Here is a 15847-nt window from a genome sequence, read left to right on the forward strand (position 1 = left end):
TCCTGCCGCGTCGTCAAAAAGGCCCTGCAAAGGGGAACAGAGGGAGCCGAGTCCCGCTATTATGGACGAAGGCCAAGGAAACTGTGCAGAACTTGGAACAGCAGTGAAGAATCCTCCGGCGTAATGGGAACGGCATGGATTGAAAGATAATGCAGTGAACTGGGGAGACCCTCCCCCACACGGAAGATTTTTTTTAGGAACCCGTAAAGAGACGCTCTATAAGTCCAGAAGACGAAGTGAACCGTCTGTGGGAAGGGAGTCCGAGGGGCTTATAGTACCGAAGAACCTAAGGACAACATAACCTTAGGGAGGGAAGGAGCCCTGCTTTGTTTACGCTTTTGGAGGAGGTACGAGTGAGTGAATGCCAAACGGCTAACGACACCCAAGGAAAAAGTTCAAGAACTCCAAGAAAAGCTAGGTCATGCGGCCAAGGAGAACAACAAGCGTAAATTCCACGCCTTGTACGACAAAGTCTACCGGTGGGATGTGCTATGCGAAGCCTGGAAACGGGTGAAAGCGAATAAGGGAGCTGCGGGAGTGAATGCCGTAGCGCTCGTTGAAATCGAGAAACAAGGAGTCACGAGATTTCTCAAAAGCTGTGAGCGAGAATTGAAAGAAGGCAGCTACCATCCGCAGCCCGTACGGCGGCACTATATCCCGAAGAAAGACGGGAAGCCAAGACCGCTAGGCATCCCTACGGTACGAGACCGAGTCCTACAGATGGCAACCAAACTGGTGATTGAACCCATCTTTGAAGCGGATTTTAAAGAAGTCTCCTTCGGATTTCGCCCGAAGCGAGGTGCCAAAGGAGCACTGGAACGAATCCGGAAAGCCTGCAACCGCAAAGGAAATTGGGTAGTCGACGTCGATATCCAAGGTTACTTCGACCATATCAATCAAGAGAAACTCATGAAATTGGTACAGATGCGTATCAATGACAGACGGATTCTGAAGCTCATACGGAAGTGGCTTCATGCGGGAGTAATGGAAGAAGGAAAGGTACGGCGCTCCGATCTAGGGACACCCCAAGGTGGTGTCATCTCGCCACTGCTGGCGAATATCTATTTGAACTACTTTGACCGGTTATGGGAAAAACACGGAAGTGGACTGGGAGAACTGACGAGGTATGCAGACGACTTCGTCGTGGTCTGTAAAACCAAAAAGGATGCAGAACATGCGTATGAACTCATCCGCACCATTATGGAACGTCTAGAACTCACGCTGCATCCGACCAAAACCCGCATTGTAGGTCTGTTGACAGGAGACGAAGGCTTCGACTTCTTAGGAATGCATCACCGAAAAACGAAAGCAGAAACTTCTCAAGGGAAGGTGTACTATACCACCCAGCAGTGGCTAACGAAGAAGGCAGAGGAACGTATCCGAGGCGTGGTCAAAGACCGATTAGCACCGCCCGGCATGCGCTGGAAATCGTTCGTGGAACACGTGGAATGGCTCAATCCAAAGATACAGGGATGGAGAAATTATTACTACACGAACTACAGCCAAAAGAGGTTAGCCAAGCTGGATTGGTATATTCTGCAGCGATTTACGCGGTGGTATGCGAAGAAGAGACAACGGAGGAGATGGATGAGTTCATTCCCGGAGGTCAAGTATATGGTCAATAAGTGTGGACTAAAAACGCTATTGTAATCTGCATGCTCATGAATGACAAACATCGGAAAGCCGTATGAGGGAAAACCTCACGTACGGTTTGATGAGGAGGGGCTGGGTTGTACCAGCCCTTTACTCTAGTGAATGAAGTTGCTTTTGTCTAATGATGTGACTTTGTCTGTTGTGGATAAACTGTGCATAAAGCTGGGGATAAGAGTTCGAGAGGTGTTCTTTGTAAGGAGGGGCCGTATGACTCTGTTCTTACATTCTTCTTATAAATATTCTCAATTTCGAGTAAATGGCCTACATTTCGAGATGAAAAGAGTCCTAAATTGGACACTTTGTAAAAAATAGTTACGGAAAAATGTTAACATCCTCCAAAATATGGGTAATAGAAACCGTTGGGCTTTTTTGTTGCCTAGTCTGCACTCTCATTATTGCTTAGGCGTATGCTTCCGAAAGATCTTTTGGTAAGAAGTCATGCAGTGAAGCCTATGCCCATCACACTCACAGGAGGATGAACAAAAGAATGAAGAAATTGTGGCGTGGCCTTACGGCCGGAGTACTTGGTATTTCAATGCTGCTTGGATCACTGGGAAGTGTGTCCGCAGCGCCTGCACCTAAGGATATTCAAGGACACTGGGCGCAGAAGCAACTGCAGAGCTGGCTGGATAAAGGATACCTGGGTGGTTATCCTGACGGAACGGTTAAGCCGAATAAGGCAATTACCCGTGGTGAATATGTGGCACTGATTAATCGTCTGTTCGGGTTCACCGAAGCAGCTACTCTTAACTTCACGGATGTGAAGAAATCCAATTGGGTCTACAGTGAAGTGGCTAAAGCTGTGAAGGCCGGTTATATTGGCGGGTATGAGAATAATACCTTCCGGGCCAACAACCCGCTCACCCGGCAGGAAGCAGCAGTTATTGCTGCCAAGCTGCTTAAGCTGAGTACAAGCTCTACTCCGCTTAAGTTCAAGGATAATGCTCAGATCGCGGCATGGGCCAAGGTGGCCGTAGCCTCAGCGGCTGAGAAGAAGATCATTAACGGTTATCCTGACGGAACCTTCGGTCCGAAGAAATCGCTTACCCGTGCCGAAGCGGTGGGAATTATAAGCAACTCAGTTGTGCATAAGCCGGCTACAGGCGGAGTAACGCCTACACCAGCACCGACAGCAACACCGGCTCCTTCTGCAACACCTGTGCCAAGCACCAGCCCAACAGCTACTCCAGCTCCTGGCGGCGGTAGTGGTGGCGGCGGAGGCGGCGGTGGTGGCGGAGGCGGTAGCGTTACCTTGCCGTCTGTAAGCAACGTGACTTACGGCCATGTAGGTTCTGTTACCGCTGATGTATATGTTACGCCTTCTGTAACAGGAGCCGTGTATTATGTAGTTGCTCCATACAGCATGAACGTAACCGCACCAACTGCAGCACAAGTGAAAGACGGACTGATTAATGCTACAACAGCAGGCGTTCATTTCGGCCAAGTTGCGGCTACTGGCGGCACATCCGTTGCTTTCTCGGTGTATGGTCTGACTGCAAATACGGATTATACCGTTTATGTTGCCCTGGCTGACGCTTCTGGTAACTGGTCCGGCGTAACGCCGCTTCAATTGAAAACAGCACCAGGCAGCGCATGGTCGGTCGCTCAGGTAGGGATCACCAATGTAACAACAGTGTCTGCGGATGTATATGCTGCTTACGGGCAGACGGGTACACCGGTAACCCCTCTGAAATATGTGGTGGTTAAGGCAACAGATGCTGATCCAACGGCAATGCAGATTGCTAACGCACAGAACAGTGCGGGTGCTACATTAACAGCGCCTTGGGCTGGTACTCTTACAGGTAATCCAGTTGTGAAACACAGCATTAACCTGACTGGACTCACTGCCAATACAGCGTATAAAGTCTTCTTTATCACTGATTCTAATGGCACCTTGTCACCTGTAGAGCTTCTGCGGATTCACACAAAATAAGTAATCTTGATGAATGCAATCATTCATAATCCAGGCTTCAGCGTGAAATAATACAGCAATCAGTATTCGGTCCGGCGAGGGCGGCTTTATGCTCGAGCCGGGCCGTTTGTTGTTACGGCAGGTCTGTTACATCTATTGTTAGGTGAATGTAAAGTCTGTCATGATTTGTTTTTTACTTAGCCCTGACAATTTGCTATAATGGAAAAGTAAACAAAGGAGGAGTGCCTTATGAAATTCAGCATTCGAGGTCAACAAATTGAAGTGACCGACGCTTTGAGAGACTATGTTGATAAGAAGCTCAGCAGACTTGAGAAGTATTTCGAAGCACCCCCTACCTCTGAAGGATATGTGACGCTTGGCGTCGTTCGCGGCCTTCATACGGTGGAAGTGACAATTCCTCTAGCTGGTGTGACGCTTCGTGCGGAAGACCGCAGCGATGATATGTATGCATCCATCGATGCCGTAGTGGACAAGCTGGAACGTCAGATCCGCAAGCACAAGACTAAGCTTAATCGCAAGTTCCGTCAGGAAGGCAGCCTGAAGACGTTGTTCGTTGAAGGTACGGGCAGCGCCGTAGCTGTTGAAGAGCAGGAACAGGATTATGATGATCTTGAGGTTGTGCGGAACAAACGGTTCACCTTGAAGCCTATGGATGTGGAAGAAGCGATTCTGCAAATGAACATGATTGGACATACGTTCTTCGTGTTCTCCAACATTGACACTTCCGAAGTTAGCGTAGTATACAAACGCGATGACGGGAAGTACGGTCTGATCGAGCAGAACTAACCTGTGGACCGGGAATTGTTGGAATAAGCAAGGGCTTCGGTTCAGCCTAACGTGGACAATTAGACGAGCCCCTATTCGCCTGAAGCGAATAGGGCTCTTGTGCGTATATATAGAAGTTTCATTAAAATGCCATTATCTGTCCTCATCTAAGAGGATTATACAGAATAAGGTTAGGGCGGCTTGTATTGCGGCTTCTCTTACAAACTGTTACAATTTATGAAGCAGCGGAATCGAAATCATATATGGCCCTTTCAATCTATGAGGATGGGCTCGGTTCCACCATCTGTGTTGCATGAAAGGGGTTAACCATGCTAGGACTTGTTAAGAAAATATTTGGCGACACTAATGAACGGGATGTCAAACGTCTCATGAAGACGGTCGAAGTAATTAATGGGCTGGAGCCGGATTTCGTATCGCTTACGGATGAAGAGCTGCAGGCGAAGACAGCGGAATTCCGCGCCCGTATTGAGAAAGGTGAGACCCTGGAAGAGATTCTTCCTGAGGCCTTTGCTACCGTACGCGAAGCTTCCAAACGGACGCTGGGCATGCGGCATTTTGACGTTCAGCTGGTTGGGGGTATGGCGCTGCATGAAGGCCGGATCTCCGAGATGAAGACCGGGGAAGGCAAGACGCTGGTTGGAACGCTGCCGGTGTATTTGAATGCGCTGCTGGGTAAAGGCGTGCATGTCGTCACCGTAAATGATTATCTGGCTCAGCGCGACAGTGCGCAAATGGGACAAATCTATAACTTTCTGGGCATGAGCGTTGGGGTGAACCTGAACGGCATGGACCATAATGATAAACAAGCGGCATATGCCTGCGATATTACGTACGGAACGAATAATGAATTCGGGTTCGACTATCTGCGCGACAACATGGTGCTCTATAAGGAGCAGATGGTACAGCGCCCGCTCTACTTCTGTATTATTGACGAAGTCGATTCCATCCTTATTGATGAAGCGCGGACACCTCTGATCATCTCCGGCCAGGCTGAGAAATCGACAGAGCTGTATTATGCAGCAGACCGTTTCGTGAAGAAGCTCACTGCCGAAGAGGATTACACCGTGGATATTAAGGTGAAGTCTGTAGCGCTTACGGAGAAGGGTGTGGCTACGGCTGAGCGTGCTTTTGGGATAGAGAATCTGTATGACCATAGCCATGTTACCTTGAACCATCACATTGTACAGGCCTTGAAGGCGAATGCCATTATGCGTCGGGATGTTGACTATGTAGTTAACGAAGACGAGGTTATGATCGTTGATGAGTTCACAGGCCGTCTGATGCAGGGCCGCCGTTACAGCGACGGGCTGCACCAGGCGATTGAAGCCAAGGAAGAGATTGAAGTTCAGAATGAGAGCATGACGCTGGCTACCATCACCTTCCAGAACTACTTCCGGATGTACCGCAAGCTGGGCGGCATGACGGGTACAGCGAAGACAGAGGAAGAGGAGTTCAAGAAGATCTATGGTCTTGAGGTTCTTCAGGTTCCTACGAATAAGCCGAACCAACGGATTGACATGCCTGATGTGGTCTACAAAAGCGAGAATGGCAAGTTCAACGCGGTCGTTGCTGAAATTGTGGAACGCCACAAGAAGAATCAGCCGGTGCTGGTAGGTACGGTATCGATTGAGAACTCTGAACGCGTATCGGAAATGCTGAAGCGCAAGGGTGTGAGACACCAGGTGCTGAATGCGAAGCATCATGCGGCAGAAGCCGAAATTATCTCTTATGCCGGTCAGCCGGGAACCGTAACGATTGCCACGAACATGGCTGGACGCGGTACGGATATCGTACTGGGCGAAGGGGTAACCGATGTTGGCGGCCTGCATATTATTGGTACAGAACGCCATGAATCACGCCGGATTGATAACCAGCTTCGCGGCCGTGCCGGACGCCAGGGCGATCCGGGTTCGACACAGTTCTATCTGTCCCTTGGGGATGAGCTGATGAAGCGCTTCGGTGCGGACAATGTGCTGAACATGATGGACCGTCTGGGATTTGAGGAAGATCAGCCGATTGAGAGCCGTATGATCACCAAGGCTGTTGAATCTGCGCAGAAGCGGGTAGAAGGCAATAACTTCGACATCCGCAAGGTCGTATTGCAATACGATGACGTCATGAACCAGCAGCGTGAGATTATCTACAAGCAGCGCCGCGAAATTCTGGAGTCGGACAATATCAAAGACATCGTAGTGGAAATGATCAAGCCGGTTATCGACCGTATTGTGAATGCCCACTGCAGTGACGATATCCCGGAGAACTGGGAGCTGCAAGAGGTTGCGGATTATGTGAACAGCAAGCTTTTGGAAGAAAATGAGCTGACCCGCGATGATTTGTGGGGCAAAGAAGTTGATGAAATGATCGAATTCATCTTCGCCCGTGTACTTGAGAAGTATTCTGCACGTGAAGAGCGTCTTGGCTCTGAGCTGGTACGTGAATTCGAGAAGGTTATTGTGCTTCGCTCCGTAGATAGCAAATGGATGGATCATATCGACGCCATGGATCAGCTTCGTCAGGGGATTCACCTCCGTGCTTACGGCGGTACCGATCCGCTGCGCGAATACCAATTCGAGGGCTTCGAGATGTTCAACGCTATGACAGCGAACATTCAGGAAGAAGTAGCGACCTACATTATGAAGGCGCACATCGAGACGAATCAGGAGCGGCAATCGGTAGTGGAGGAAGATAAGATCTCCACCAACGCAGAGCCTGCTGAGAAGCGTCCGGTGCATGTGGAATCTACGGTTGGCCGTAACGATCCATGCCCATGCGGCAGCGGCAAGAAGTACAAGAACTGCCACGGTCAGGCGTAAGATAAACAGAATTACGGCCGGATCTGAGATGTCAATTCACTCTCACTGGGCCCGGCGTAATCCAGGAGTCAAGGCCGGTTCTGGTAGTGTACGGTGAAATAATGAGCAGGCACTAAGCTGCGAGTACCTTTCACCGACTGGCACTTCCTGTTTTGTGCACTTGCACTTAGGGTTATAATGACAATAAAAAGCGGCTGGGCCCGGGGGACTCCCCGTTTGCGGCCCGGCTGCTTTTTTGGGCTTGGAGTGGTTTGGGACGCACAGCTGTGCGTCAGACGGAAGCGTTCAGATGTTTTATGGCTGAGGTGGAAGTAACGGAGGGGAAGTTTGGAACTGTAGGAGCGTTAGCGTCCGCCTTTGTGCCCGGATTTTATCCGCTATGCGGTATAATCAATAAATCTGGGCACAACAGCGGCCGAAAGTCCAAACATTCCCCGCAGTTACGGCGTACACCGGGCCATGGGGCGGATGAAGCGAAGCATCAGCAGCAAATATGTCGTCCATACCGACAAGCCCAAACCGGCAGCCCGGCGCAATATTCAATTATGAAAGGTGATGTGATCCAATTGATCGATCCTAATGTGAAGCAGGACCTGCGTGAAATGGGCAAAAAATTAACCAACCTTAGGGGGTCACTTTGACTTAGACCTGAAGCTGGAGATGATAGCTAACTTCGAAGAGAAGATGGCGGCTCCCGGGTTCTGGGATGATCCCGATCAGGCGCAGAGCGTGATTGGCGAGATGAATGCCGTGAAGTCGGTGGTTGATCAATTTGAGAAGCTCCAGCAGGATTATGACGATGCTGCCATGATGGCGGAGCTGGCCGATGAGGAAGGCGACGATGCACTGGCCGCGGAGATCGCCGGAACGATCCGCAGTATAAGTGCCCGAGTGGATGAGTTCGAGCTGCAACTGCTGCTCAATCAGCCTTACGATAAGCTGAATGCCATTCTGGAGCTCCATCCGGGGGCAGGCGGTACCGAGTCTCAGGACTGGGGCCAAATGCTGCTGCGCATGTACACACGCTGGGCGGAGAAGCGGGGCTTCAAGGTAGATGTGCTGGATTATCTTCCGGGCGATGAAGCGGGAATCAAGAGTGTAACTTTGTTAATTAAGGGCCACAATGTATATGGGTACCTCAAGGCAGAGAAGGGCGTGCACCGGCTGGTGCGCATTTCGCCTTTTGACTCCTCAGGCAGACGGCATACCTCCTTCGTATCCTGCGATGTGGTACCGGAGATTGCAGACGATGTCGAGGTGGATATCCGTACGGAAGATCTGAAGATTGATACGTACCGGGCCAGCGGCGCGGGCGGTCAGCACATCAATACTACGGACTCGGCGGTGCGGATTACGCATATGCCAACCGGCGTGGTGGTCACCTGTCAGAATGAGCGTTCACAGATCAAGAACCGGGAGCAGGCGATGAAGATGCTGCGTTCCAAGCTCTATGAGCGCAAAATCCAGGAGCAGCAGGCACATCTGGACGAGATCCGCGGGGAACAATCCGAGATTGCCTGGGGCAGCCAGATTCGTTCCTACGTATTCCATCCTTACAGCATGGTGAAGGATCACCGCACCTCTGTAGAGACAGGCAACGTTGGAGCGGTAATGGACGGCGATCTGGACGGGTTCATTGACGGGTATCTGCGGAGCCAGATCAAGACGGAAGCTGAATAAAAGTAATCACATTCCTACGCGTCTTCGGAGGTGTAGGAATTTTTGTCTGAACATAAAGGAGTCCGGCCAACCATGCAAAAAATCAATTCACGCAACAAACCTCCGCTCATTCCCCTGAACGGGCCGCTGCGTCATACGGTGGATATTCTGCTAATTCTGATCGGCTCGCTGATCACCGGGCTGGCGTTCAACCTGTTCTTCCTCCCGAACCGGATTGCATCCGGTGGGGTGTCGGGGCTGTCGGTGCTGGCTGAGGCCTGGTTTGGGGCAGAGCCTGCTTTTACCCAGTGGGCGCTTAATATTCCGCTCTTCATTCTCGGCGTGATCTTCCTCGGCAAACAGTACGGCATCCGCTCTCTCTTAGGCAGCTTTGTGCTGCCTCTGTTTATCTTCCTGACGAAGGACGGGCCTGTGCCGACCACGAATCCGCTCCTGGCCTCTATCTATGGAGGAATTGGTGTGGGCCTAGGCTTGGGACTTGTCTTCCGGGGGCGCGGCTCTACAGGCGGACTGACCATTGCGGCTCAGATTATCCAAAAGCTTACCGGCTTCAGCTTCTCGCTGTCCGTTGTGCTGCTGGATGGTACGGTGATTACCTTGGCGGCTTTTGTACTGGGGATGGAGCAGGCGATGTATGCACTGATCGGGCTGTTCGTCACCGGCCGGGTGATCAACGCGCTGGAGGTGGGCTTCAGCACCACGAAGGTGGCGTATATCATCTCGGATCACACCGAGGACATCTCGCAGGCGATTCTGAATGATCTGGACCGCGGGCTGACCAAGCTGAATGCGCAAGGCGGCTATACCGGGGATAACCGTACGGTGCTGATGGTCGTGGTAGGCCAGAATGAAATTACCAGGCTGAAGGCGATCGTCCGCTCGGTGGACCCGGCTGCATTTGTTATTATTACCGAGGCTCACGAAGTGCTGGGTGAAGGGTTTAAAAGAGAAGCGTAGACTCCCTTAAGGGGGCTCTGCGCTTCTTTTGATATACTGTAGCGAATAGGATAACCCTGCGTTTCTTCTTGTGCGCCAGCTGAATAAAGTTAACGCAACATGTTGTATTTATATTAATTCGGTCGTATAATAATACATATTTGCAGGACGGTTATGCATGAGCGATAATGATAGAAATGAGAATCGGGAAGCGGGGATGACAGTGACAGACAAGCTGAGAGCGGCGATTGTCGGATCAACGGGTTATGGGGGCGTGGAGCTGATCAGGCTGCTGCAGGGCCACCCTGATATAGAGATTACCTCAGTGATTTCCTCTTCGAGTGCGGGTGCGCCGATTGAGGAGGGTTTTCCGCATTTAACGGGAGTGGTTCAGCGTAAGCTGGATGGTGTAGATGCAGCAGAGATTGCAAGCAGAGCGGATGTTGTATTCACTGCTACCCCTTCGGGAGTGAGTGCAAAGCTGGTGCCCGGGCTGCTTGAGGCAGGACTCAAGGTTGTCGATCTGTCGGGGGACTTCCGGCTCAAGGATGGCGCGCAGTATGAGCAGTGGTATAAGCACCCGGCTCCTCCGGAAGCTTACCTGGAGCAGGCGGTATACGGGTTATGCGAGGTGTACGGAGAGCGTGCGGCCGGAGTGGACTTCATCTCCAATCCCGGTTGTTACCCGACAGCTACGCTGCTGGGGCTGGTTCCGGCGCTGGAGGCAGGTTGGATCAAGCCGGACAGCATCATCATTGATGCGAAATCCGGGGTGTCCGGGGCAGGGCGGGGAACAAGCCTGATGGTGCATTTTGCCGAGATCAATGAGAACTTCAAAGCCTACAAAATCAACAAGCATCAGCACATCCCGGAAATTGAACAAGTGCTGACCGATATTGCCGGGGAGAAAGTCACCGTAACCTTCACTACCCATCTGGTGCCGATGACCCGGGGGATTATGACTACGATGTATGCCGGACTGATTGGTGAACATAGTGAACAGGAACTCGTAGATTTATATCGTAACTATTATGCAGGCAGACCTTATGTGCGGGTGCGTGAGCCCGGCGTGGTTCCGGCGACGAAGGAAGTCAGCGGATCGAATTACTGTGATATCGGCTTCGCCACAGATGCACGCACGGGACGGGTTACCATTGTGTCAGTCATCGACAATATCGTTAAGGGCGCCGCAGGGCAAGCTATTCAGAACCTCAATTTGATGATGGGATGGGAGGAAACCCGCGGGCTGGGTTACACACCAGTGTATCCATAAGCGCAAGCGGTCAAACAATATCATGAGTGAGCAACCACTATATACCGTCGTAGAAGGCGGAAGTATTACTGCACCTAAGGGCTTCACCTCCGGTGGCCTGCACTGCGGTCTCAAAAAAACTGAGCGTAATGACCTCGGCGCAATTCTATGTGAGGTGCCTGCTACGGCGGCTGCGGTGTATACGACCAATGTATTTCAGGCGGCTCCGCTGAAGGTTACGCGGGAGAGTCTGGCGGACGGAACGCTGCAGGCGGTGATCGTGAACAGCGGCAATGCCAATGCCTGTACAGGGGACCAGGGCGAGGCGGATGCGTACGAGATGCGTGCCGCCGCTGCCCGCCAATTGGGTGTGAATGAACTGGATGTCGCTGTGGCCTCTACAGGTGTAATCGGTGAACTGCTGAAGATGGACTGTGTGCGCAGCGGGATTGCCGGACTGCCGGAGAAGCTGGACGCGGGCGCTGCCGGTGCGGAGGAATTCAGCCAGGCGATCCTGACCACCGATCTGGTCAAAAAAGAAAGCTGCGTAAAAGTAACGGTAGGCGGTACAGAGGTTACGATTGCCGGAGCGGCGAAGGGTTCCGGGATGATTCACCCGAACATGGCGACGATGCTGGGCTTCATGACCACCGATGTGCTCATTGACGGAGAGGATCTGCTCAGTCTGCTGCGCACAGCTACTAATTCTACTTTTAATATGATTACCGTTGATGGTGATACCAGTACGAATGATATGCTGGTTGCGATGGCCAGCGGGCTGGCCGGCAATGAGAAGCTGACGCGGCTGCATGCGGACTGGGAAGCTTTTGCAGCGGCATTCACCCATGTGTGCCAGCATCTGGCGATGGCGATTGCCCGTGACGGCGAAGGGGCCACGAAGCTGATTGAGGTGCAGGTGAGCGGAGCGGTGCATGATGAAGGTGCGGCGGCGATTGCCAAGACCGTGGTCGGCTCCAGCCTGGTGAAGTCGGCGATCTTCGGAGCGGATGCCAACTGGGGGCGGATTATTGCGGCCGTAGGGCGTGCAGGAGTTCCGGTATCGCCGGAGCGGGTAGATATTAAGCTGGGCGAGATCGAGGTGCTGCGCGGATCGCGTCCGGTGGCTTTTGATGAGGAACAGGCACTGCATTATCTGCAAAAGACGGATACCGTGCTGATCACGGTAACCTTGTCGGACGGCAGCGGTCAGGCTACAGCCTGGGGCTGTGACCTAACTTATGACTATGTGCGGATTAATGCGGCTTACCGTACGTAGTGCAGATAGGTTCACCGGATTACAACAGCGGCCGAAAGCCGACTAAGCTTTTACGTACAGGGGGCAGGGAGATGACGTTAGAACCGATAGAGCCTCAGGCGCAGGCGGGCGCCGCAGGGTTGTTCGTAATGAAATGCGGGGGGAGTACACTGGCGGCGCTGCCTGATTCATTCTTCGAGGATCTGCGGGAGCTTCAGGTCAGCGGGACTCAGCCTGTAATTGTGCATGGCGGCGGTCCGGCGATCTCCGGCAATCTGGAGAAGCTCGGCATTGAGAGCCGCTTTGTGAACGGCCTGCGGGTAACGACGGAAGCGGTGCTGGATGTGGTCGAGATGACCCTGTCTGGCAGCATCAACAAGGCGATTGTCCGCCGAATTCAGGCCAGCGGGGGGCAGGCACTCGGGTTGTCGGGCGTTGACGGCAACCTGATCATGGCGCACCCGGTGGCCAATCACGATGAAGTGGGTCTGGTGGGTGAAGTGACCGGTGTTCGAGCGGAGATTGTGACGGGTATCCTCGCGATGGGCTATATTCCGGTGATTGCACCTGTCGGTGTAGACGGCGAAGGACAGCGGTATAACATCAATGCGGATACCGCTGCCGGAGCGGTGGCTTCTTATATAGGGTCACCGAGTATGATCGTGGTTACGGATGTGCCGGGTATTATGCGGACGGTGGACGGGGAGAAGGTGGTGCTTCCGTCCGTAACGGTGGCACAGATCGAAGTACTGATTGAGAACGGCGAAATCTACGGCGGAATGATTCCCAAGGTGCGTGCCGCGATGGACTGCATCCAGGGCCAGGTGTCCGAGGTTATTATTGTAGACGGCAAAGAGCCGCGTGTTCTCAGCCGGGTGCTGAAGGGCGAAGCGCTGGGCACGCGGATTGTAAGGTCTTAGACCGGCAGATATCAGGGCATGGTTATGCGAATGAGCATGAGTTGAAGGCAGAGCAACAAATACAATAGACGCGCTGACGGGGAGCCGGCAGCAGCATGGTGGGAGAGTGACTAAGAATGAGTGAGCTTACGCAAACGGACAAGAATTCTTTGACAGGGGCGCCGCAGGAGCGTTCAGCAGGAACGAACGGACAGGGGGCCGCTCCTGCCAAGCTGAGTGCGGTATTCCCGTCGTATAGCAGATATGATATCAGTCTGGTCAAAGGCAAAGGCAGCTGGGTATGGGATGAGCAGGGTAACAAGTATCTGGACTTCATGTGCGGCCTCGCGGTAACGAGCCTGGGCCATGCGCCGGAGAAGGTCGGTGCGAAGCTCAAGGAGCAGATTGATACGCTGTGGCATGTCTCGAACCTGTTCCACATTCCGGGCCAGGACCGTGTAGCTGCGCTGCTGACAGAGAATAGCTGTGCGGATCAGGTCTTCTTCTGCAACAGCGGTGCGGAAGCGAATGAAGCGGCCATCAAGCTGGCGCGCCGGTATCACCAGAAGGTGCAGGGTGCAGACCGCTACGAGGTCATTACTTTCGAGCAATCCTTCCATGGGCGTACGCTGGCTACACTGACAGCAACAGGTCAGGCGAAGGTAAAAGAAGGCTTCCTGCCGCTTCCGGCAGGCTTCAAGACGGTGCCACTGCATGATCTGGAGGCGCTGAAGGGTGCCATTACCGAGCATACGGCAGCGATTATGCTGGAGATGGTGCTTGCCGAGGGCGGTGTGCTTGAGGTACAGCAGGAGTTCTTGGATGCTGTTGTAGCACTGTGCAAGGAGCACGGATTACTGCTGATTGTGGATGAAGTGCAGACCGGGATGGGCCGTACGGGCAAGCTGTTCGCTCATCAGCATTACGGCATTGAGCCGGACATCTTCACCTTGGCCAAAGGCGTAGCCAGCGGCTTCCCGGCTGGTGTGATGCTCGGTAAAGGCTATCTGCGCGAGGCCTTCAGCCCGGGCAGCCACGCCAGTACCTTCGGCGGCACCCCGCTGGCGGCAGCGGTGATGGAAGCGACCATTGAGACCATGCTCGAAGATAAGCTGCCCGAGCGGGCGGCGGAGATGGGCGAATACTTAAGCGGACAGCTCAGAGCGAAGCTGGCGGACACTTCTTTTGTGAAGGAGATTCGCGGCAAAGGCCTGCTGATCGGCATCGAATGCCAGGAGCCGGTGGCTGAGATCGTACTCGCCGGACAGAAGCGCGGACTACTGTTCGTTCAGGCCGGACCGAATGTGATTCGTCTGCTGCCTAATCTATATGTAAGCACCGCTGAAATCGACCAGGCGGTGGACATCCTATCGGAACTAATTCATACTTATGCTAGTAAAGGAAACGGGGAGGTAAGTTCATGAGTCAGGGTATACCAGGCGTTACAGACAAGATTGCCGCACAGCTCAAAGGCCGTGATCTACTCGAGCTGAATGATTACAGCACGGAAGAAATCACGTATCTCATTGACTTGGCGATTGAGCTGAAGCGCAAGCAGAAGAACGGTGAGGTCTACCAGCCGCTGCTGGGTAAGACGATCGGCCTTATTTTTGAGAAATCCTCCACCCGTACACGGGTGTCGTTTGAAGTGGGGATGTATCAGCTGGGCGGCCATGCACTGTTCCTGAGCAAAAATGATATTCAGCTCGGCCGCGGCGAGACGGTTGGTGATACGGCCCAGGTCATGTCGCGTTATCTGGACGGTATCATGATCCGTACGTTCGGCCATGATAAAGTGGAAGAGTTGGCGCGGTATGCCTCAGTGCCTGTAATCAACGGTCTCAGTGATCTTGCTCATCCCTGCCAAGTGCTGGCGGACTATCAGACTGTATACGAGCACAAGGGCAAGCTGAAGGGCCTCAAGCTGGCGTACATCGGCGACGGCAATAATATGGCCCATTCCCTGCTGATCGGCGGCGCCAAGCTGGGTGTTCATGTCGCGGTTGCCGGACCGGAAGGCTACGAGCCGGACGAGGCTGTCGTGGCCGAGGCGCGTGAGATCGCCAAGGAGACAGGCTCGGTCATCACTGTGACCCGCAGCCCGCAGGAGGCGGTACAGGACGCTGATGTGATCTATACGGATGTCTGGGCGAGCATGGGCTTCGAGGCCGAGCAGCTGGCACGTGAAGCGGCGTTCAAGGACTACCAGGTCAACGAGGAGCTGGTGAAAGGCGCGAAGAGCGATTATCTGTTCCTGCATTGCCTGCCCGCCCACCGGGAGGAAGAGGTCAGCACCGGCGTCATCAACGGCCCGAACTCCGTGATCTTCGATCAGGCGGAGAACCGCCTGCATGCGCAGAAGGCACTTATGGCGGCTTTGATGGGCTAGATTGAGTCTAGCTACGGGTCTGTTAGGCTCCACGGTTAAGTATTAAGTAATTAGTATGAATGTTGAGTAAAGTCAGGATCGATCTTGCAGTGGTTTTGCTTGGTCTTATACTATATAAACACTATAATAGGATGAACTTAGAAGAGGTGCGGTATAAGTCGGTGCTAAACAACGGAGTGAAGTTTGGAACTGTAGGAGCGTCAGCGTCCGCCTTTGTCTCCGGATATTATCCGCTCTAGCGGTATATTCAA

The 15847-nt window shown here is 53.0% G+C and carries 11 protein-coding genes; all 11 read left to right on the forward strand.

The features are described 5' to 3' along the window. Positions 1-357 precede the first annotated feature (357 nt). The 11 genes from ltrA to argF all read left to right on the forward strand — a co-directional run bounded on the left by ltrA (position 358) and on the right by argF (position 15596). On the forward strand, positions 358-1650 hold the full coding sequence (ltrA, locus tag MHH78_RS05325) for a group II intron reverse transcriptase/maturase (protein ID WP_341166812.1): 1293 nt from the start codon (positions 358-360) through the stop codon (positions 1648-1650). A 490-nt stretch (positions 1651-2140) separates the two neighbouring features. Then, a complete protein-coding gene (locus tag MHH78_RS05330) occupies positions 2141-3586 on the forward strand; it encodes an S-layer homology domain-containing protein (RefSeq protein ID WP_341166813.1) in 1446 nt (481 codons plus the stop codon). A gap of 228 nt (positions 3587-3814) precedes the next feature. After that, a complete protein-coding gene (hpf, locus tag MHH78_RS05335) occupies positions 3815-4372 on the forward strand; it encodes a ribosome hibernation-promoting factor, HPF/YfiA family (protein ID WP_340946592.1) in 558 nt (185 codons plus the stop codon). A gap of 308 nt (positions 4373-4680) precedes the next feature. Beyond that, on the forward strand, positions 4681-7185 hold the full coding sequence (gene secA / locus MHH78_RS05340) for a preprotein translocase subunit SecA (RefSeq protein WP_036721232.1): 2505 nt from the start codon (positions 4681-4683) through the stop codon (positions 7183-7185). A gap of 545 nt (positions 7186-7730) precedes the next feature. Further along, positions 7731-8865, forward strand: a protein-coding gene (gene prfB, locus MHH78_RS05345) for a peptide chain release factor 2 (RefSeq protein WP_341166814.1) whose coding sequence is annotated in 2 segments (ribosomal slippage) — positions 7731-7823 and positions 7825-8865 — 1134 coding nt in all. Because the reading frame shifts where the segments join, the coding sequence is not laid out codon by codon here. A 72-nt stretch (positions 8866-8937) separates the two neighbouring features. Beyond that, positions 8938-9822 carry a YitT family protein gene (locus MHH78_RS05350; protein WP_341166815.1) on the forward strand — a complete coding sequence of 295 codons (885 nt, stop codon included), beginning with the start codon at positions 8938-8940 and terminating at the stop codon, positions 9820-9822. A gap of 196 nt (positions 9823-10018) precedes the next feature. Beyond that, complete coding sequence (gene argC, locus MHH78_RS05355; protein WP_076080146.1) at positions 10019-11074, forward strand: N-acetyl-gamma-glutamyl-phosphate reductase; 1056 nt, start codon at positions 10019-10021, stop codon at positions 11072-11074. A 22-nt stretch (positions 11075-11096) separates the two neighbouring features. Beyond that, positions 11097-12329: a bifunctional ornithine acetyltransferase/N-acetylglutamate synthase gene (argJ, locus tag MHH78_RS05360; RefSeq protein ID WP_341166816.1), complete on the forward strand. Its 1233-nt coding sequence runs from the start codon at positions 11097-11099 to the stop codon at positions 12327-12329. A gap of 71 nt (positions 12330-12400) precedes the next feature. Next, positions 12401-13228 carry an acetylglutamate kinase gene (argB, locus tag MHH78_RS05365; protein WP_341166817.1) on the forward strand — a complete coding sequence of 276 codons (828 nt, stop codon included), beginning with the start codon at positions 12401-12403 and terminating at the stop codon, positions 13226-13228. Between the two features lie 116 nt (positions 13229-13344). Further along, positions 13345-14631, forward strand: a complete 1287-nt coding sequence (locus MHH78_RS05370) for an aspartate aminotransferase family protein (protein WP_341166818.1) — start codon at positions 13345-13347, stop codon at positions 14629-14631. Then, entirely contained in the window at positions 14628-15596 is a 969-nt protein-coding gene (gene argF, locus MHH78_RS05375) for an ornithine carbamoyltransferase (protein WP_341166819.1), read from the forward strand. The genes MHH78_RS05370 and argF overlap by 4 nt, the downstream gene beginning before the upstream one ends. The last annotated feature ends 251 nt before the right edge of the window (positions 15597-15847 follow it).

It is taken from the genome of Paenibacillus sp. FSL H3-0333, from assembly GCF_038002805.1.
GTDB classification, from domain to species: Bacteria; Bacillota; Bacilli; order Paenibacillales; family Paenibacillaceae; genus Paenibacillus_AQ; species Paenibacillus_AQ silagei.

What these genes read in the sequence shown, in the direction of transcription:
- MHH78_RS05330 (WP_341166813.1), top strand. Translation starts at nt 2,141, where the DNA reads ATGAAGAAATTGTGGCGTGGCCTTACGGCCGGAGTACTTGGTATTTCA.
- hpf (WP_340946592.1), top strand. Translation starts at nt 3,815, where the DNA reads ATGAAATTCAGCATTCGAGGTCAACAAATTGAAGTGACCGACGCTTTG.
- secA (WP_036721232.1), top strand. Translation starts at nt 4,681, where the DNA reads ATGCTAGGACTTGTTAAGAAAATATTTGGCGACACTAATGAACGGGAT.
- MHH78_RS05350 (WP_341166815.1), top strand. Translation starts at nt 8,938, where the DNA reads ATGCAAAAAATCAATTCACGCAACAAACCTCCGCTCATTCCCCTGAAC.
- argC (WP_076080146.1), top strand. Translation starts at nt 10,019, where the DNA reads ATGACAGTGACAGACAAGCTGAGAGCGGCGATTGTCGGATCAACGGGT.
- argJ (WP_341166816.1), top strand. Translation starts at nt 11,097, where the DNA reads ATGAGTGAGCAACCACTATATACCGTCGTAGAAGGCGGAAGTATTACT.
- argB (WP_341166817.1), top strand. Translation starts at nt 12,401, where the DNA reads ATGACGTTAGAACCGATAGAGCCTCAGGCGCAGGCGGGCGCCGCAGGG.
- MHH78_RS05370 (WP_341166818.1), top strand. Translation starts at nt 13,345, where the DNA reads ATGAGTGAGCTTACGCAAACGGACAAGAATTCTTTGACAGGGGCGCCG.
- argF (WP_341166819.1), top strand. Translation starts at nt 14,628, where the DNA reads ATGAGTCAGGGTATACCAGGCGTTACAGACAAGATTGCCGCACAGCTC.